Annotated in this window: 17 protein-coding genes; 11 read left to right on the forward strand and 6 right to left on the reverse strand. The window is 63.3% G+C overall.

The genetic code is table 11. The annotated features are described in order from the left end of the window. Positions 1-314 precede the first annotated feature (314 nt). Together PPGU16_RS11985 and PPGU16_RS11990 are read left to right on the forward strand one after the other, a co-directional pair. A complete protein-coding gene (locus PPGU16_RS11985) occupies positions 315-1,994 on the forward strand; it encodes a sensor domain-containing diguanylate cyclase (protein ID WP_180720177.1) in 1,680 nt (559 codons plus the stop codon). Positions 1,995-2,170: 176 nt separating this feature from the next. Then, positions 2,171-2,437: a double-stranded DNA-specific endonuclease gene (locus PPGU16_RS11990; protein WP_036003535.1), complete on the forward strand. Its 267-nt coding sequence runs from the start codon at positions 2,171-2,173 to the stop codon at positions 2,435-2,437. A 108-nt stretch (positions 2,438-2,545) separates the two neighbouring features. On the opposite strand, the gene PPGU16_RS11995 is transcribed toward PPGU16_RS11990, so the two are convergent. After that, positions 2,546-3,874: an ATP-binding protein gene (locus tag PPGU16_RS11995; RefSeq protein WP_042310402.1), complete on the reverse strand. Its 1,329-nt coding sequence runs from the start codon at positions 3,872-3,874 to the stop codon at positions 2,546-2,548. Continuing rightward, complete coding sequence (locus tag PPGU16_RS12000; RefSeq protein ID WP_007587938.1) at positions 3,858-4,583, reverse strand: response regulator; 726 nt, start codon at positions 4,581-4,583, stop codon at positions 3,858-3,860. The genes PPGU16_RS11995 and PPGU16_RS12000 overlap by 17 nt, the downstream gene beginning before the upstream one ends. A gap of 223 nt (positions 4,584-4,806) precedes the next feature. Between PPGU16_RS12000 and PPGU16_RS12005 the strand changes: the two genes are divergently transcribed. Then, positions 4,807-5,355 carry a Spy/CpxP family protein refolding chaperone gene (locus tag PPGU16_RS12005; protein ID WP_180720178.1) on the forward strand — a complete coding sequence of 183 codons (549 nt, stop codon included), beginning with the start codon at positions 4,807-4,809 and terminating at the stop codon, positions 5,353-5,355. 165 nt (positions 5,356-5,520) lie between these two features. On the opposite strand, the gene PPGU16_RS12010 is transcribed toward PPGU16_RS12005, so the two are convergent. After that, on the reverse strand, positions 5,521-6,228 hold the full coding sequence (locus PPGU16_RS12010; RefSeq protein ID WP_180720179.1) for a pirin family protein: 708 nt from the start codon (positions 6,226-6,228) through the stop codon (positions 5,521-5,523). Positions 6,229-6,763: 535 nt separating this feature from the next. On the opposite strand from PPGU16_RS12010, the gene PPGU16_RS12015 reads away from it, so the two are divergent. From PPGU16_RS12015 to PPGU16_RS12035, 5 genes are all read left to right on the forward strand, one after another. Next, positions 6,764-7,540 carry an ABC transporter substrate-binding protein gene (locus tag PPGU16_RS12015; RefSeq protein WP_180720180.1) on the forward strand — a complete coding sequence of 259 codons (777 nt, stop codon included), beginning with the start codon at positions 6,764-6,766 and terminating at the stop codon, positions 7,538-7,540. Positions 7,541-7,841: 301 nt separating this feature from the next. Beyond that, on the forward strand, positions 7,842-8,531 hold the full coding sequence (locus tag PPGU16_RS12020; protein ID WP_180720181.1) for an ABC transporter permease: 690 nt from the start codon (positions 7,842-7,844) through the stop codon (positions 8,529-8,531). Then, positions 8,528-9,241, forward strand: a complete 714-nt coding sequence (locus tag PPGU16_RS12025) for an ABC transporter permease (RefSeq protein WP_180720182.1) — start codon at positions 8,528-8,530, stop codon at positions 9,239-9,241. The genes PPGU16_RS12020 and PPGU16_RS12025 overlap by 4 nt, the downstream gene beginning before the upstream one ends. A 30-nt stretch (positions 9,242-9,271) precedes the next feature. Continuing rightward, positions 9,272-10,057 (forward strand): ABC transporter ATP-binding protein, encoded by a 786-nt coding sequence (locus tag PPGU16_RS12030; RefSeq protein ID WP_274599969.1) that lies wholly within the window; start codon positions 9,272-9,274, stop codon positions 10,055-10,057. A gap of 579 nt (positions 10,058-10,636) precedes the next feature. Next, entirely contained in the window at positions 10,637-11,785 is a 1,149-nt protein-coding gene (locus PPGU16_RS12035; protein WP_180720183.1) for a porin, read from the forward strand. 247 nt (positions 11,786-12,032) lie between these two features. On the opposite strand, the gene glnK is transcribed toward PPGU16_RS12035, so the two are convergent. After that, on the reverse strand, positions 12,033-12,371 hold the full coding sequence (glnK, locus tag PPGU16_RS12040) for a P-II family nitrogen regulator (RefSeq protein WP_007587958.1): 339 nt from the start codon (positions 12,369-12,371) through the stop codon (positions 12,033-12,035). A 132-nt stretch (positions 12,372-12,503) separates the two neighbouring features. Beyond that, entirely contained in the window at positions 12,504-14,561 is a 2,058-nt protein-coding gene (locus tag PPGU16_RS12045) for an NAD(+) synthase (RefSeq protein WP_180720184.1), read from the reverse strand. Positions 14,562-14,880: 319 nt separating this feature from the next. Between PPGU16_RS12045 and PPGU16_RS12050 the strand changes: the two genes are divergently transcribed. The 3 genes from PPGU16_RS12050 (at position 14,881) to PPGU16_RS12060 (ending at position 16,916) form a co-directional block, all read left to right on the forward strand. Next, complete coding sequence (locus PPGU16_RS12050) at positions 14,881-16,053, forward strand: GNAT family N-acetyltransferase (protein WP_180720185.1); 1,173 nt, start codon at positions 14,881-14,883, stop codon at positions 16,051-16,053. Between the two features lie 19 nt (positions 16,054-16,072). Beyond that, entirely contained in the window at positions 16,073-16,426 is a 354-nt protein-coding gene (locus tag PPGU16_RS12055; RefSeq protein WP_180720186.1) for a GIY-YIG nuclease family protein, read from the forward strand. Between the two features lie 163 nt (positions 16,427-16,589). Beyond that, complete coding sequence (locus PPGU16_RS12060; protein WP_180720187.1) at positions 16,590-16,916, forward strand: H-NS family nucleoid-associated regulatory protein; 327 nt, start codon at positions 16,590-16,592, stop codon at positions 16,914-16,916. Between the two features lie 107 nt (positions 16,917-17,023). Here the strand turns inward: PPGU16_RS12060 and ppa are convergent, their stop codons facing one another. Then, entirely contained in the window at positions 17,024-17,551 is a 528-nt protein-coding gene (gene ppa / locus PPGU16_RS12065; RefSeq protein ID WP_007587974.1) for an inorganic diphosphatase, read from the reverse strand. Positions 17,552-17,690 lie beyond the last annotated feature (139 nt).

The raw sequence follows: 17,690 nt of genomic DNA on the forward strand, positions 1-17,690 counted from the left end.
GCCCGCTTCGTACGAACCGTCGCGTGCGAGCCACAATCCGATGACCGCGCCGCTATTCAGAAAGTCCCGCTGCAGGCCGTTAATACCCCACACGGGACATTCGCACGCGCAAATCCTGGCTAGCGTCGGGCCGTACGGCGGTTAAAATCGGGATGCGGCGAGACCTGCTGGCCGACGGCGACGAGGACGGCGGCGCAGCGCATCTATCCTGGCTCCGTGCGGCGCACGGTGAAAATCGGCAGGAACGGCCCAGCGCCAGCGCGTTGCAACGAAAGACGTTGTTGCATGAATCAGTCAGACGGATCAGAGGGTCGATGAAAAGGACAACCTTGCGCCAGGCATTGGGACCGGCCAGTTTCGTACTGGTCGTGCTCGCATGCTGGTTCGCCTCCGGCCTGGTCGCGGACCGGATGGTACAGCAAGAACTGGATACCGCCCTGCGCCAGCAGCGGCAAATGTCCGCCTCGATCGTCTACAACATGGCCGAAGTGATCGCGAGCGACCTGGCGATGTCCCGGGCGATACCCGCCACCATGGCCGAACTCGGCGTGATCCAGCAGGCGCTGACGCACTCGCAGAATTATGCCGCGTCGGGCGTCGACCTGGAACCCGCGCATCGCGAAGAACTGCTGAAGTCGCCGGAACTGGCGGGCATCAACGGTTTCCTGCGCGACGCCCAAGGCTTCTCGGGCCTCGACATCATCTGGCTGGTCAACGCCAACGGACTGTGCGTCGCGGCGAGCAACGCGCAAAACGCGCATTCGTTCGTCGGGCTCGACATGCGCTCGCGCAGCTACCTGACCAACGCCCTCCTCGGCGCGTTCGGCGAGGCATACGGCGTGGGCCGCATGAGCGGCGAGCCGGGCATCTTCATCTCGGCGCCCGTCTACGACGACGGCCTGCTGGTCGGCGCGATCGTCGCCAAGGTCGGCATCGCGCGGCTGCGCCACTGGGTCGCGCATGCCGGCACCTTCGTCACCGACGACAACGGTGTCGTCATCATGGCGCACAACGCGTCGCTCGAAGGCCAGGCCATGCCGAACTCGCGCGTCACGCAGATGAACGCGGTCGAGCGCATGGGCACTTACCATCGCGACCAGTTTTCGACCATCCAGATCCAACCCGTCAAGAGCCAGGTTCGCGGCGACGCGCCGTGGGTGCCGACCGCGATCGCCGACCAACTGTTCGACATGCCCGGCCAACCGATCCCGACGCTCTACCAGTCGCGCAGCGGGTTGAATTCGGGTCTGTCCGCGCATCTCGTCGATCCGCTCGTCGCGTGGCCCGAGCTGATGCGCAACCACAAGCGCGACCATCTGCTGGTGTTCCTGACGCTCGCGGGCACGGTGGCGCTCGCCTGGGTCATCACCGTGTCGTATCTGCGCGAGCGGCGCCATCACCGCGCCACCCGCGTGCTGGCCGAGCAGCTGCAGTCGGCGAACACGCTGCTATCGGCGGAAGCCCGTCACGACGCGCTGACGGGCGCGCTGTCGCGCCGCTATTTCCTCGATCTGCTGCGTCATGAGATCGACCGCGCACGCGCGACGGGCGAACCGCTGTGCATGGCGATCGCCGACCTCGATCATTTCAAGCAGATCAACGACCGCTTCGGTCACGCCGCCGGCGACCGCGCGCTCGAACACTTCGTCGATACCTGCCGCACCGAGTTGCGCGGCAGCGACGCGATCGGCCGGCTGGGTGGCGAGGAATTCGGCATTCTGCTGCCGTCGACGCCGCTCGGCACCGGCCTCGAAGTAGTCGAGCGGCTGCGCGTGCGTCTGAAGGCGACGCCGTCGGCGAAGCTGCCGCAATCGGTGGGCTTGAGCGTGAGCATCGGCATTACCGAACTGTCGGCGGAAGATCTGCCCGAGCGCATCATCAGCCGCGCCGACCAGGCGCTCTATGCCGCGAAACAGGGCGGACGAGACCGCAGCGAGGCCGTGCCGCCCGATGACACCGCGCCGCCCACACGCACGCCCGCCAATGCCTGGTGACGCCTGCTGGCCGAGTCTGGCGACGCCGGGTAAGTCAACGAAACACTCTCTGACCAGTCAGCGATGCACAATGCATCGCGCATGTCGAAGCCGCCGGGCAAGCGGAGCTTAAGCAGGTATCATCGACTTTCATCCGAAAGTTGTGATCACCGCTTTACGCTCCCCCGGAGGTTCGCATGAAGGGAAATCTGGTCATCGTCTGCCGCGATCAGGACGCTGACGCTTTCGATCATCTGCTCGCAGAGTACGGCGCGTTTCAGACGCGCCTGTCGTCGACCGCGTGGTATCTGAAGCTGGAAGTGGCGCCCGAAGTAATACAGGAAGAAATTCTCACGCGTCTTGGCAAGTACACGACGCACTACATCTTCGAGGCGGACACGGTGACGTGGAATACCGTGGACAGCGAAGCCGCTGCCGCGCTCAACACGCTCTTCACCGAATAGGCAGGTTGACTGCCTGAACGACCGGGATTAAAGGGGCAGTCGATTCATTCATTTGGCCCCAGCCCGCTCCTGACATGCCGCGCAGACGAAGCGCGCGGCGCATCACACTCACCAGACGATTTCCGACGCTGCCACCGTGCGCGACACCGCTTCCAGCGGGAACGTCATCTGCACGCGCAAGCCTCGCCCGCCATTTGGCGCATCGTTGTTGCCGATCTGCCATTCGCCGCCCGCACGCCGCACGAGCCGCTCGACGATCGCGAGGCCAAGGCCGCTGTGGCCATTGCCGCCGCGCGCCGGATCGAGCCGCACGAACGGCCGGCTTGCGTTGATCAGATCCTGCGCGGCGATGCCGCTGCCGTTGTCCGTGACCGTCAGCGTGAAGCCCTGCGACGTGCGCGCCGTCGCGACGGTGACGGGCGGCGCGCCGTACGCATGCGCGTTGTCGAGCAGATTGGACAGGATGCGGTCGAGCGTCGCGGCGGGCAGCATGAAACCCGGGCCGGCACGCAGATCCGTCTGCACCGTCGGCGCGCCGCCCGACACCGCGCGATAGCTGCGCACCACACGCTCGCACTGCGCGTCGACTTCGACAGGCTCGCTGCGGTCGCCGCCGTCGTGCGCGAACACGAGAAACTGCTCGACGATATGCGTCATCGAATCGACGTCGCGTACGACGCCGTCACGCGTCTTCGCGTCGTCCATCATCTCGGCGCGCAGCCGCAGACGCGCAAGCGGCGTCTTCAGATCATGCGCGACGCCCGCCAGCATCACCGCGCGATCGTGCTCGGTACGCGCGACCTCCTGCACCATCTGGTTGAAGCCGTGCGTCAGTTGCCGCAATTCACGCGGGCCGCGCTCACGCACGGGCGGCACGGGCAGGCCGCGCCCGAAGCGCGTCACCGCCTGCGCCAGCGAGCGCAGCGGCTGCTGCAGCTGCCACGCGGCGAAGAGCGCCGCCATCACGCCCGCCGAGAAAATGATGCCGAGCCACAGGACCATCCGGTCGAGCGAGCGAGGCGGCCGCAACGGCTGCACGGGCACGACGATCCAGCTTGGGTCGCTCGCCGCGCGAACCCACAGCGCAGGCGGTTTGCCCGGCGTGCCGACACGCACTTGCGTCGAAGTAGGGAGACGGTCGCGCACATCGTCGACGAAACGGTCGAGCGGCGCGGGCAAATTCGACACGTCGGGCGGCACGTCGGCGCTCGCGGGATCGACGAGACGCACGCGCGAAGGCAACGGCTGATCCGGCTCGCGCCTGACGTGGTCACGCACCGCGTCGACGAGGAACACGGCCTCTTCGACGGCATAGCGCGTCTGCGACTGGTTGCGCTCGAAGCGCACTAGCAGGTACCACGCGAAATGCGACACCAGCAATACACAGACGACGAGCAGCGCGAGCCGCCCGAACAACGAATCAATTGGACGCCGCATGTTGCTCGCCATCGGGGACGAACACGTATCCGCGCCCGCGTACGGTCTGAATGAAGCGCGGCACGGACGGATCGGTTTCGAGAATGCGGCGCAGGCGCCACACCTGCACGTCGATGCCCCGGTCGGTGCCGTCGTATTCCGGTCCGTGCAGCAGTTCGAGCAGGCGCTCACGCGTGAGCGTTCGCATAGGATGATTGACGAAAATCTTCAGCAGCGCGAATTCACTGCCCGACAACGTGAGCGGCTTGCCTTCCTGATGCAGTGTGCGCGACTGGAAGTCGAGCGTGAAACGGCCGAACGAGAACGGCTCGCGCTGCTCGGGCGCAGCCGCCGAGGGCAGCGTCTTGCGGCGGCGCAACACCGCCTGCACACGCGCGAGGAGTTCGCGCGGGTTGAACGGCTTGCCGAGGTAATCGTCTGCGCCGAGCTCCAGCCCGACGATACGGTCCACGTCGTCCGCGCGCGCCGTCAGCATGATGACGGGGATATCGTCGCCCGACGCGCGCAGCTTGCGCAGCGCCGTGAGACCGTCGACACCCGGCATCATCAGATCGAGCACGATCAGGTCGGGCCGTTCGCGTTCGATGCGGCGCTCCAGTGAACTGGCGTCGTGGAGCACCGACACTTCAATGCCTTGCCGGGCCAGATAATCGCGCAGCAGATCGCGCAGTTCGACGTCGTCATCGACGACAAGAATTTGAGTAGCCATGGTTTGAAGTGTAACGCGCGCCCCGTTGCGTTTCCGCCCCTACTGACCCCTAAAGGGTTACCGGGTGTTACCGCGAAAGGCGCACGTAATGTCACGTAACTTCCGCAAGGATACGCGTAACACGACCCGCATTCGATCCCTCTACGCTGTGCCTTACCGAATGCGCGCTGGTCCACCTTCGAGACGGGCGGCATCGTCGGCTAGTTGATCAAGGAGCACAGTAATGTCCAAAAAAACATCACGCTTTCTCGCCGTTGCCGCTGCATCGCTTGCACTGAGTCTCGGGGCCGCCTTCGCTGCCCAGCCGGAAGGTGGCCCCGGCGGTCCTGGCATGACCCATGGCGGCCCGGGCTGGCACCACGGCGGCTTCATGAAGGAACTGAACCAGTTGCACGGGCAACTGAAACTGAACGCGGACCAGGAAAAGGCATGGCAGGCCGCGCTCGACACGATGAAGCAAAGCCATGAAGCCGAGCGCGCGAACCATGAGCAGATGCGCCAGCAGTTCAAGCAGATGCAGCAGCAGCCCATTCTCGACCTGAACGCGATGCACGCCGCGCATCAGCAGATCGAGCAGAAGGACGCGCAACTGCGCGAGCAGACCTCGACGGCATGGCTCAACTTCTATAACGGCCTGAACGACCAGCAGAAGACCACCGTCAGCACCGCGCTCAAGCAGCACTTCGCGAAGATGGAGCAGCGTCATCAGAAGATGCACGAGCGCTGGGAAAAGCATCGCGGCGACGCAGCGGCTTCGGCGGTGAAGCCTTAATCGAGTGCAGACGCGTTGCCTCGCGCGCGTCGCGCATGTCGATGAATGCCCTTTGCCGGGCGTGACGCGCGCAAGAGAAAACGCCACGGAAGTTACCTTCCGTGGCGTTTTTTCATTAGTCGTCCGGCAGACGAGCGGACGACATGAACGATCGCGCCGCCGCGCTTAACGCAACTGACCGAGGTCGAACAGCAGCACTTCCGCGCCCTCGCCGTTTTCGACCGTGACGCTCGCGGTATCGGTGATCATCGCGGCGTCGCCCGCCTTCAGCGCTTCGCCGTTGACCGTGACGGCGCCGCGCGCGACGTGCACATACGCCTGGCGTCCCGCCGCAAGCGCAAGCTCCGCGCGTTCTTCGCCATCGAACAAACCGGCGTAGATCGACGCATCGGCGTGGATCGTCACCGAGCCGTCGCGCCCTTCCGGCGACGCAACGACGCGCAACTGCCCGCGCTTGTCGGCATCGGTGAAACGCTTTTCTTCATAGCCCGGCTGGTCGCCCGCGCGCTTCGGGATGATCCAGATCTGCAGCAGATGCAGCGGATCTTCCTGCGATCCGTTGAACTCGCTGTGCATCACGCCCGTGCCCGCGCTCATGCGTTGCACGTCGCCGGGACGGATCGTCGAGCCGTTGCCGAGGCTGTCGCGATGCGACAAGGCGCCGTCGAGCACATAGGTGACGATCTCCATGTCGCGGTGCCCGTGCGTGCCGAAGCCCTGCCCCGCGGCGATCCGGTCCTCGTTGATCACGCGCAGCGGACCGAAGTGCATGTGCTCGGGATCGTGGTAATCGGCAAACGAAAAGCTGTGTTTGGCGTTCAGCCAGCCGTGGTTGGCATGGCCGCGCTCGTCGGAACGACGAATCCTGATCATCTGGGTCTCCCGTGAAAAATTTCCGATGACGGGAATGTATGGGCTGCGCCCGCAAGGCACAATCCGCGCCGCCGCACCGGATCGTTTCATAAATGATGGCAATGCCCGCGTACCGCGCCATGCACGCTGCATCGGCCGCTGCGCTGCGGCGAGAAGGCGCGGCAACACCCCGCCACCGTGCGTCGCGCGTGCATGTCTCTGGCGGCAAAGGGCTTTTTCCCTCCTCGAAGACTGCCACCGCGCGCGGGTTCGGGTAAAATACCGCGCTTTTTGGAATGGGTCGACGCGCGGGCCATGTCCGGACGGCGCACCCGGCGAGGCGCGCCCTGGGCGGAACCCACGGCAACAAGGCGCAGCGCGCGAAGTGGACAGCGTCAAGACGCCATCGGGCGACGTGGAACGACCTCCGGGTCAAAACAATCCGCGGCCAGATCGGGCAGCCTAATTTTGTCCGCCTAGAATGGCGACGGCCGGCCGCACGCGGGCTGCCGTCACCGCGAGCAGGCACGCGGCGACCGGGGAAGTCAGGAGAAACATGAAGAAGTACGCACTGTGCGTGGCGCTCGCCGTCATGGCTTCGGGGGCCATGGCAAAAGAATGGAAAACCGTGCGTATCGGGGTCGACGCCAGCTATCCGCCGTTCGAATCAGTGGCGCCGGGCGGCCAGATGGTCGGTTTCGACGTCGATCTGACCCGCGCGCTGTGCGCGAAGATGAACGTCAGGTGCGTATGGATCCCCCAGGATCTCGACGGCATCATTCCGGCGCTGAAGGGCAGGAAGTTCGACATCATCGTGTCGTCGCTGACCGTGACCGACAAGCGCCGCGAGCAGATCGACTTCTCCGACAGGCTGTTCGACGCGCCCGCGCGCATGATCGCGAAGAAGGGCTCGCCGCTGCTGCCGACGGTCGAATCCCTGAAAGGCAAGCACGTCGGCGTCGAACAGGGCTCGACGCAGGAAGCGTACGCGAAGGCGTACTGGGAGCCGAAAGGCGTGACGGTCGTGCCTTACCAGAACCAGGATCAGGTCTACTCGGATCTGGCGACGGGGCGTCTCGACGCCGCGCTGCAGGATGAGCTGCAGGCCGACGCAGGCTTCCTGAAGACGCCGCGCGGCAAGGATTTCGCGTGGGCGGGTCCGGAAGTGAAGGACCCGAAGACGCTCGGCGAAGGCACGGCCATCGGCGTGCGCAAGGAAGACGGCGAACTGAAGGCGAAGCTGAACAAGGCGCTTGCCGAGGTCCACCAGGACGGCACGTTCACGAAGCTCGAAAAGCAGTATTTCGACGTCGATATTGACCAGAGCCGATAACAGGCACTGAAAAACGGCTGCATCGCGTGCGATGCGGCAAAAGCTCGGGGCTGGCCCGGATGGGCCGGTCTGCAGGCTTCGTAATAAAGTCGGACAGAGTCGCAACGCAGCAGTAGAACAAGGCAGGAAAACGCGCTGCCGGCCAGCCAAGGTATGAACGGCCAGGCAGTCATGATTCGCACAGCGGCATGCTGTGCGCCGCACGGGAGACATCGAAGGCCTGCCGCCTTCGGACGAACCGCCGCAGCGTACGGACTGCCGCGTCTTTCGCGGCGCGCGGGAGCGTCGTCAAGGACCCACTATGCTCTTTCAAGGCTACGGCCCGATCATCTTTGCCGGCACGGTGCAAACCGTGAAGCTGGCGATCCTGTCGCTCGCATTCGCGTTCGTGCTGGGCTTGCTCGGCGCGGCAGCGAAGCTGTCGAAGAACCGGATCACACAGGGCGTCGGCACGGTCTACACGACGCTGATTCGCGGCGTGCCCGACCTCGTGCTGATGCTGCTGCTCTTCTACAGCATCCAGATCTGGCTGAACAATCTCACCGACATGCTCGGCTGGGATCAGATCGACATCGATCCATTCGTCGCCGGCGTCGCCGTGCTCGGCTTCATCTACGGCGCGTACTTCACGGAGACCTTCCGCGGCGCGTTTCTCGCCGTGCCGCGCGGCCAGCTCGAAGCGGGCGCCGCGTACGGCATGACGGGCTGGCAGGTGTTCACGCGGATCATGTTCCCGCAGATGATGCGCTTCGCGCTGCCCGGCATCGGCAATAACTGGCAGGTGATGGTCAAGGCGACGGCGCTGGTATCGATCATCGGCCTCGCGGACGTCGTCAAGGCTGCGCAGGATGCCGGCAAGGGCACGCTGCGGTTCTTCTTCTTCACGCTGATGGCGGGCGCCATCTACCTGCTCATCACGACGGCCTCGAACTTCGTGCTGATGTACCTCGAAAAACGCTACTCGACTGGCGTGCGCAAGGCGGAACTATGATCGAGCTGATCCAGGAATACTGGCGCAACTATCTGTATACGGACGGCTACCGCTTCACGGGCGTCGCCATCACGCTGTGGCTGCTGGTCATTTCCATCGGCCTCGGCTTTTGTCTCTCGGTGCCGCTCGCCGTCGCGCGCGTGTCGAAGCGGAAGTGGCTGTCGACTCTCGTCTGGCTCTATACGTATATCTTCCGTGGCACACCGTTGTACGTGCAACTGTTGCTCTGCTATACAGGTCTGTACAGCCTCGAGATCATCCGCTCGAACGCACTGACGAACGCGTTCTTCCGCGACGGCATGCATTGCACGCTGCTCGCGTTCACGCTGAACACCTGCGCGTACACGACGGAGATCTTCGCGGGCGCTATCAAGGCGACGCCGTATGGCGAGATCGAAGCGGCGCGCGCGTACGGCATGTCGCAATTCACGCTGTATCGCCGCGTGATCCTGCCGTCGGCGCTGCGCCGCGCGCTGCCGTATTACAGCAATGAAGTGATACTCATGCTGCACGCCACTACGGTCGCCTTCACCGCGACGGTGCCTGACATCCTGAAGATCGCGCGCGACGTCAACTCAGCGACCTACCGTTCGTTCGACGCCTTCGGCATCGCCGCCCTCCTCTATCTGATTATCTCTTTTGGGCTCGTCTGGCTGTTCCGCCGCGCCGAGCGCCGCTGGCTCGCTTATCTGCGCCCGCAAGGCAAGTAAGGCGCCGACCCTGGCTAGTCAAGGAACCCGATGAACACTCCAGCTACACCGCAAATGCTTTTCGTCGACAACCTGCATAAGCAGTATGGCGACAATGAAGTTCTCAAAGGCGTCACGCTGCGCGCGAACCGCGGCGACGTGATCAGCGTGATCGGCTCGTCCGGTTCAGGCAAGAGCACGATGCTCCGCTGCATCAACTTTCTCGAGCAGCCGAACTCGGGCCGCATCTTCGTCGAAGGCCAGGAAATTCGCACGGCGAAGGACAAGCACGGCGCGCTGCGCGTGTCGGACCCGAAGCAGTTGCAGAAGATGCGCACCAAGCTCTCGATGGTGTTCCAGCACTTCAACCTGTGGACGCACATGACGGTGCTCGAGAACATCATCGAAGCGCCGCTACATGTGCTCGGCATTCCGCGCAAGGAAGCCGAGGATCGCGCCCGCACGTATCTCGAGAAAGTGGGTCTCGCGCCGCGTCTCGAGAAGCAGTATCCGTCGCATCTGTCGGGCGGCCAGCAGCAGCGCGTGGCGATCGCCCGCGCGCTGACGATGAACCCCGACGTGATGCTGTTCGACGAGCCCACTTCGGCGCTCGACCCGGAACTCGTCGGCGAAGTGCTGAAGGTCATGCAGACGCTTGCCGAGGAAGGCCGCACGATGATCGTCGTCACGCATGAAATGGCCTTCGCGCGCAACGTGTCGAATCACGTGATGTTCCTGCATCAGGGACGTGTCGAAGAAGAAGGCCGTCCTGACGAAGTGTTCAGGAACACGAAGAGTGAGCGCCTGAAGCAGTTTCTCTCCGGCAGCCTGAAATAAGGCTGCAATGTAGTTTATGTAGTATTACAGGGCGCTTACCGGGCGCCCTTTTTCATTTCTGCGCGGCGTCGCCCTTCCCCCTCCCGCACGCCCAAAAGCTTCGGCATCCCAACATCTGCGCGAACAGCGGCCAAAACGCGTTTACTCCCGACGATTCTCTCCGTCAATAGTGGCAATCCTTGACGCAAGTCATTAACAACGGTGTGTCCCTTGCGCGACAAGGCGTGGAGAGGCCTTCGCAGCCCTCTGTCCCCCACTTGTCCCATATTGGTATTGCAATTTAGAGACATCTTTACCGAGCATCACTAATTTATTCGCCAACCGAAGGGTATTTTGCTAAATTAGTAACGAAAGTAGCAAAACAAAGTTCAAGAAAAGTAGTTTCACTTCAAAACGAACGAACAGGAGATACCGGTCGCGAGGGATCGGAATGACGATCAGACAGCCCATAAGGCTGCGCGTCAACATCACAACCGGCCACCGCGCATCTCCCTGGAAAAGATTCCTGCTCGGCGCCGCTGGCGTCCGGGCACCACTCGCAGTACTGGCTTTACTTTTTGACAGGGTATGGAGGAGAAGATGAAGAAAGCTTTGGCTGCCGCAGCGCTGCTGACTTTCGGCGTTGCCGCACACGCACAGAGCAGCGTGACGCTGTACGGGCGTCTGGACGCTGGTCTGGAGTATATGTCGGGTGTGCCGTCGAACCAGGTCAATGGCTCGGCAACGAACAGCACGCACCGCTTCCGCGCAGAAAGCGGCGACTGGGGTACCAGCCTGTGGGGCTTGAAAGGTGCTGAAGATCTGGGCGGCGGCTACAAGGCCGTGTTCCAGTTGGAAGGCTCGTTCAATACGATGACGGGTGCTGGCCCTGGCGGCGGCGGTCTCTTCAATCGTTGGGCGACGGTTGGTTTCGCGAGCGACCAGTACGGTACGTTCACGATGGGCCGCATGCTCTTCATCTCGAACGGCGTGTGGGACTTCGATCCGTTCGGTCAGTCGAACTGGTCGTCGGCATCGCTGGTGCGTGGCCGCAACTGGCCGCAATCGAGCAACAACGTAGCCTACCAGTCGCCGAAGATCGCCGGCTTTGACTTCTACGGTCAATACGCGCTGTCGAACGCAACGAACTGGAACGGTAACGGCACGACGCCGCAAGGCCGTGAAGCGGGTGCGCAGGTCACCTACACGTCATCGCTGTTCCAGATCCGCGGTCTCTATGACGAAATCCGCAATCCGGCAAACGGCGGTCTGTTCGGTCCGGCAGGCGATGCCACGAACACGGGCAACATCGGCACGGGCGTATTCGCAGCATCGCGCGAATACTCGGCTCTCGTGAACGTGTTCCTCGGCCAGTTCAAGATCCAGGCTGCTTACCAGGCGGTTCGCACGTCGGGCGCAACGGCAGTTCTGCCGGGCACGCCGACGACGCTCGATCACGAATGGGGCGGTGTGACGTGGCAAGCTACGCCGGCTGCAGCTCTGATCGCTGCCGTGTATCACGTGAACGGCAACAATGGCGCGGGTAACGCGACGATCTACACGGTCGGCGGCTCGTACAACCTGTCGAAGCGCACGCTGCTGGACCTGCAAGTCGCAACGGTGCAGAACAGCAAGGGTGCTAACTACGGCCTGAACGCCAACAACTCCGGCACGGCAGTCGCAACGGACAACCCGTTGCCCGGCCACAGCCAGACGGGCGTGTACGCAGGTATCCAGCACTCGTTCTAATCGAACGGTGCAAACAGAACAGCTTTAACAGAAACGGTTTTCACGCTGCTGCGAGAGGCGCGTATCGGTGCGATGTCCGAAAGGGTGTCGCACCTTTTTTTATTTGTGCGCGCGGCACAGTGCTGAGCATCTGAGTCATTTCGCACGAGCACTTCCGGCGTGCACCAAAGCACCGGCGCGGTGCAACGCCGATGCTTCCACTTCGAAGACCTTTGTGAATCGACGGGCGCAACGCCCGCTGTGATGCTCACACAGCCGCTTCGTTCTCCTCACCCGTACGAATGCGGATCACGCGTTCGACATCCGCGACGAAAATCTTGCCGTCGCCGATCTTGCCCGTGCGCGCCGCGCCGATGATGGCATCGATCACCTGATCGCATTGATCGTTCGCGACGACGACTTCGATCTTCACTTTCGGCAGGAAATCGACGACGTATTCAGCGCCGCGATACAGCTCGGTGTGACCTTTCTGGCGGCCAAAGCCTTTGACCTCGGTGACGGTCAACCCGGTCAGGCCGACTTCGGCGAGCGCTTCGCGGACTTCGTCGAGCTTGAAGGGTTTGATGACGGCAGTAATGCGTTTCATGGCGGGCCTCGTCTCGGTTCGGAAAAAGGAAGGTTCAGATGCGTTGATTCTACGCCGCAGCGCACACGTTGCCAGCAATCGACATGACAACGCGTGCGGCCACGCGCGCTCAACGGCAGATAAAGACAGAATTCAGGCGGCTTTGTCCGGAACCGTTGCGAGATCATCGGTCCAGACGGTCGCTTCCGAATCGCTCGGCGCGCGCCAGTCGCCACGCGGCGACAGCGAACCACCCGAGCCGACCTTCGGCGAGTTCGGCACGCAACTGCGTTTGAACTGGCTCGTCTTGAAGAAGCGCCACAGGAAAATGCCGAGATTGCGCTTGATCGCGGCGATATCGTATTCGTTGCGCTCCACATGCGCGCCTTCCGGCCAGCCGCCCTGCTCCTTGTCGCGCCACGCGTGCAGCGCGAGGAACGCGACTTTCGACGGCGAGAAACCGTAGCGCAGGATGTAGAACAGATTGAAGTCCTGCAGCTCGTATGGCCCGATGAACGATTCCGTCTTCTGCTCGATCGCGCCCGCCGATTTGGCCGGCACGAGTTCGGGGCTGATTTCGGTGGCGAGCACGTTGAGCAGCGTGTCCGAGCCGCTTTTACCGACAGCACCCGTCTCCGCGACCCAGCGCACCAGATGCGTGATCAGCGTCTTCGGCACGCTTGCGTTCACGCTGTAGTGCGACATGTGATCGCCCACGCCATACGTGCACCAGCCGAGTGCCAGTTCGCTCAGATCGCCCGTGCCGATCACGATGCCGTTGTGGAAATTGGCGAGACGGAACAGATGATTCGTGCGCTCGCCCGCCTGCACGTTCTCGAAGGTAATGTCGTACTTCGCCTCGCCCGCAGAATACGGATGGCCGAGGTCATTCAGCATCTGCTCGCAGCTAGGCCGGATATCGATTTCCATCGCGGTGCAGCCCACCACGCTCATCAACTCGCGCGCCTGCTTGAGCGTGCGATCGCTGGTCGCGAAGCCCGGCATCGTCACACCGATGATGTTGGTGCGCGGCAGCTTCAGCCGGTCCATCGCCTTCGCGCAGACGAGCAGCGCGTGCGTCGAGTCGAGCCCGCCCGACACGCCGATCACGACCTTCTGGATATTCGACGCCGACAGCCGTTGCACGAGCGCCTGCACCTGAATGTTGTAGACCTCGTTGCAGCGCTCGTCGCGGCGGCGCGAATCGGCGGGCACGTACGGGAAGCGCTCGAGCTTGCGTGCGAGCGGCAGCGTTTGCGCCGTATCGAGGCCGATCGCGAAGCGCACGATCTGGAACTTCGCCGCCTCGTCCTTGTGACGTTGCACCGACATGCCGAACGTGGTCTGCCGCATGCGCTCGTGCGAAAGCCGTTCGAGATCGACGTCCGCAAAAATCATGTGCGAGTCGTCGAGAAAGCGTTCGGACTCGGCGAGCATTTCGCCGTTCTCGTAGATCAGCGCCTGGCCGTCCCAGGCCATGTCCGTCGACGACTCGCCGCGTCCCGCCGATGTGTACAGATACGCCGCAAGACAGCGCGCCGATTGCTGGCCGACGAGTTGATGCCGGTAGCCGGACTTGCCGACCACGACGTTCGACGCCGACAGATTCACCAGCACCGTCGCGCCCGCGAGCGCCGCGAACGACGACGGCGGAATGGGCACCCACACGTCCTCGCAGATCTCGACGTGAAAGCGGAAGTCCGGCACGTCGGTCAGTTCGAACAGCAGCGACGCGCCGAACGGCACGCGCTGGCCGAGCAGTTCGATGTCGCGCGCGACGGCGCTGTCGGCGGGCGTGTACTGACGCGCCTCGTAGAACTCGCCGTAGTTCGGCAGATAGGTCTTCGGCACGGCGCCCAGCACGGCACCGCGCGCGACGACAATCGCGCAGTTGTACAGGCTGTGATCCACCTGCAGCGGCATGCCGACAATCAACGCAACGGGCAGCGTCTTCGATGCCTCGACGATCTTTGCCAGCGCTGTCTTGCATGCGTCGAGCAACGCGCGCTGATGGAAGAGGTCGTCGCAGGTATAGGCGGGCAAGCCGAGTTCGGGGAACGCGACGAGCGCCGCGCCTTTCGCCGCGGCCTCGCGCGCGAGCGCGAGCGTCTCGTCGGCATTGAAGGCCGGATCGGCGACGCGGCAGCGCGGCACGCCCACCGCGACACGCGCAAAACGGTGCGAATACAGGTTGAAGAAGTTGCCTTTCATGTCCGGGATTCCTAATGCGCGCGAACGGGGAGAAACGGCCGCGCGCGAAACAGCTGCTATCGATCAGCGTAGATGATAAGCCGTAAGCGCATTCAAGGTCTCGATCGCGTGTATCGGCGGGCCACGCCGTGCACTTCGCGCGCGCATTTGCTTTAACATGGCCGTTCGCCGCGCCGCGGTCAGGCCTGCGCCCATCGCCGATGCATCAGGGCGCCAGCAAAACGAAGCGCGCGACAATCGCCTATCAGCCTCATCAGATCCTTCCGCCGCACGATGCACGCAAGTGAGTGCGGCCCGGGATCGCCAACGGTCGAACAGATTGAACCAGGAACGTTTTGATTACCGCGCGGGCATTCTCGCTTCGCCGCTCGAAGTCGATGCCGCCGAATGGAATGCGCTGCTCAACCAGCAGGCGCAACCGACGCCCTTCTTGCGCCACGAATTCCTGAGCGCGCTGCACGCGACGCGATGCGCCGTCGCGGATACGGGCTGGGCGCCGCAATTCGTCACACTGACCGATCCGCGCACGGGCAAGCTCGCCGCGGCCGCGCCTGTCTACGCCAAGGGACACTCGTACGGCGAGTATGTGTTCGACTGGGCGTGGGCCGACGCGTACAAGCGCAACGGCCTGCCCTACTATCCGAAGCTGCTGTGCGCGGTGCCTTTCACGCCCGTGCAGGGCACCCGCCTCATGGCCGCCGACGCGCACGCGCTGCGCCATCTCGCCGCGACGCTCGTCGCGTTCGCGGAGCAAGCCGACGTCTCGTCACTGCACGTGCTGTTTCCGACCGAAAGCGAGGCTGAGGCGCTGACCGGTCTCGGCATGATGCAGCGCGAAGGCGTGCAGTTTCACTGGCTCAACGACGGCTACCGCGACTTCGACGATTTTCTCTCGACGCTCGAACAGAAGAAGCGCAAGAACATCCGCGCCGAGCGGCGCAAGGTGCGCGACGCGGGCGTCACGTTCCGGCGCATCCTCGGTGAAGACATCAGCGATGCCGACTGGCGCTTCTTCAGCAAGTGCTACCGGCAGACGTACCGCGAGCACTTTTCGAGTCCGTATCTGAACCTCGACTTCTTCCGGATGATCGGCGCGTCGATGCCCGAGAATCTGATGATGGTGACAGCCGAGTACGAGGGCAAGCCGATCGCAAGTTCACTCGTCGTCTATCAGCGCGACGGCGCGAACGCGGGCGGCACGCTGTACGGCCGCTACTGGGGCGCGCTCGAACACGTGCCCTGCCTGCACTTCGAAACCGCGTACTACCAGCCGCTGGAGTTCTGCATCGAGCAGAAGCTCGGCGTGTTCGAAGGCGGTGCGCAGGGCGAGCACAAGATGGCGCGCGGCTTCATGCCCACCGTCACGCGCTCGACGCACTGGCTGGCGCATCCCGCGTTCTCGGACGCTGTCGGGCACTTTCTCGACAACGAGAAGAATCATATCCACGCGTATGTCGACGAACTGCGCGAACACAATCCGTTCAAGGAATAACGAGGAACAGGCGCGCGCCATGCCGTGGTTTCTGTATCTGATCGAATGCTCGGACGGCAGCGTCTACACGGGCATCGCCACCGACGTCCAGGCCCGTTTCGACAAGCACTGCAGCGGCACGGGCGCGCGCTATACGCGCTCGCGCAAGCCGGTGCGGCTGCTGGCGTCGTTCGAACTGGCCGACCGTTCGAGCGCGTCGCGCGCCGAATATCGCGTCAAGCAGCTCACGGCCGTGCAGAAGTGGGAACTGGTGTCGGGCGCGCGGACGCTCGAATCCGTGTTGCCCGCCGTGATCGAGGAAGTCGCGGCCGACGAAGTAGTGGCTGGCAATCTGGCGGCTGGCGAACCAGCGGCTGGCAACCCGGAGACCTGACACGGCACGGCTTTTCCGTCGCCAGCAACAGTGTTTTCAAGATAAGCATCTCGACGCCGGTTTCACGCGATCAGATACTTTCGTCACTGCAACGCGTCGCTGAATCCAGAACGGGCGACGCTCCAACACCCGACGCGATACCCAGACACCTTGAGGTGAAAAAATGGACGAAAGAAAGCGTGACAGCATGATTGCCTATCTGCGCGGTCGCATGGCTAAGGTCGGCATCAAGGTGACCGACCTGGCCGCGGCACTGGCCGAAGAGCGTCGGCGGCAGCAATCGGTGCGTTATCGCAGCCCGTTCGGCGAAACGTGGGACGGCAACGGCGCGATGCCCCAGTGGCTCGCCAACGCCGTCAGCGCCGGGCAATCGCCGGAACATTTCGCCGTCGGCAAGGCGGCGAAGCAGGCCAAACAGGAACGCCAGACGGTCGACTGGCGCAACGACCCGTTCGCCGGCAGCCGCCTCGCGACGGTCAGCCCGCGCTGATGCGGCGCGGCATTTGATCGGTCTGCGCGCCGCGCCCGATCGATCGCGCAAAAAAAGACGCTCCCGAAGGAGCGTCTTTTTGCAAACAGGCTCGAAAACCGCGCAAATTACTTCTTGTAGTTCGCCGCGCCTTCCGTGATTTCCTTGTGCGCGGCTTCGATGCCCGCCCAGCCTTCCACCTTGACCCACTTGCCCTTCTCGAGCGCCTTGTATTGCTCGAAGAAGTGCTTGATCTGGTCTTTCAGGTACTGCGGCACGTCGTCGATCGACTTCAGGTCTGCCGTCATCGGGCAGATCTTGTCGTGCGCAACGGCGATCAGCTTGGCGTCAACGCCCGACTCGTCCGTCATCTGCAGCATGCCCAGTGCGCGTGCGCGCACCACCGAGCCAGCCAGCAGCGGGAACGGCGTGATCACCAGCACGTCGACGGGATCGCCGTCGCCCGACAGCGTCTGCGGAATGAAACCGTAGTTCGCGGGATAACGCATACCCGTGCCGATGAAACGGTCGACGACGAGCAGACCCAGGTCCTTGTCGGCCTCGTACTTCACCGGATCGCTTTGCGCCGGGATTTCGATGATGACGTTGAAGTCTTGCGGGAGGTCTTTACCAGGGGGAACGTGATTGAAGCTCATGGCGCTCTCTGATCAGGAAGAAATGGGAATAAGGCGCACGGCGCGCGCTGCGTCTCGATACGGGACGCTGCGCCGCAACCCGGACACTGCGGAATGCGCCATTATAGCCAATCGGCCGATGACACCCGCGTGGCGATCG

It is taken from the genome of Paraburkholderia largidicola, from assembly GCF_013426895.1.
Classification (GTDB): domain Bacteria; phylum Pseudomonadota; class Gammaproteobacteria; order Burkholderiales; family Burkholderiaceae; genus Paraburkholderia; species Paraburkholderia largidicola.

Excerpts from the sequence above, each read along its gene's own strand:
- PPGU16_RS12045 (WP_180720184.1), bottom strand. The coding sequence starts at position 14,561 with ATGAAAGGCAACTTCTTCAACCTGTATTCGCACCGTTTTGCGCGTGTC.
- PPGU16_RS11990 (WP_036003535.1), top strand. The coding sequence starts at position 2,171 with ATGAAGGGAAATCTGGTCATCGTCTGCCGCGATCAGGACGCTGACGCT.
- PPGU16_RS12000 (WP_007587938.1), bottom strand. The coding sequence starts at position 4,583 with ATGGCTACTCAAATTCTTGTCGTCGATGACGACGTCGAACTGCGCGAT.
- PPGU16_RS12060 (WP_180720187.1), top strand. The coding sequence starts at position 16,590 with ATGGACGAAAGAAAGCGTGACAGCATGATTGCCTATCTGCGCGGTCGC.
- PPGU16_RS12055 (WP_180720186.1), top strand. The coding sequence starts at position 16,073 with ATGCCGTGGTTTCTGTATCTGATCGAATGCTCGGACGGCAGCGTCTAC.
- glnK (WP_007587958.1), bottom strand. The coding sequence starts at position 12,371 with ATGAAACGCATTACTGCCGTCATCAAACCCTTCAAGCTCGACGAAGTC.
- PPGU16_RS12035 (WP_180720183.1), top strand. The coding sequence starts at position 10,637 with ATGAAGAAAGCTTTGGCTGCCGCAGCGCTGCTGACTTTCGGCGTTGCC.
- ppa (WP_007587974.1), bottom strand. The coding sequence starts at position 17,551 with ATGAGCTTCAATCACGTTCCCCCTGGTAAAGACCTCCCGCAAGACTTC.
- PPGU16_RS11985 (WP_180720177.1), top strand. The coding sequence starts at position 315 with ATGAAAAGGACAACCTTGCGCCAGGCATTGGGACCGGCCAGTTTCGTA.
- PPGU16_RS12015 (WP_180720180.1), top strand. The coding sequence starts at position 6,764 with ATGAAGAAGTACGCACTGTGCGTGGCGCTCGCCGTCATGGCTTCGGGG.
- PPGU16_RS12025 (WP_180720182.1), top strand. The coding sequence starts at position 8,528 with ATGATCGAGCTGATCCAGGAATACTGGCGCAACTATCTGTATACGGAC.
- PPGU16_RS12010 (WP_180720179.1), bottom strand. The coding sequence starts at position 6,228 with ATGATCAGGATTCGTCGTTCCGACGAGCGCGGCCATGCCAACCACGGC.
- PPGU16_RS12005 (WP_180720178.1), top strand. The coding sequence starts at position 4,807 with ATGTCCAAAAAAACATCACGCTTTCTCGCCGTTGCCGCTGCATCGCTT.
- PPGU16_RS12030 (WP_274599969.1), top strand. The coding sequence starts at position 9,272 with ATGAACACTCCAGCTACACCGCAAATGCTTTTCGTCGACAACCTGCAT.
- PPGU16_RS11995 (WP_042310402.1), bottom strand. The coding sequence starts at position 3,874 with ATGCGGCGTCCAATTGATTCGTTGTTCGGGCGGCTCGCGCTGCTCGTC.
- PPGU16_RS12020 (WP_180720181.1), top strand. The coding sequence starts at position 7,842 with ATGCTCTTTCAAGGCTACGGCCCGATCATCTTTGCCGGCACGGTGCAA.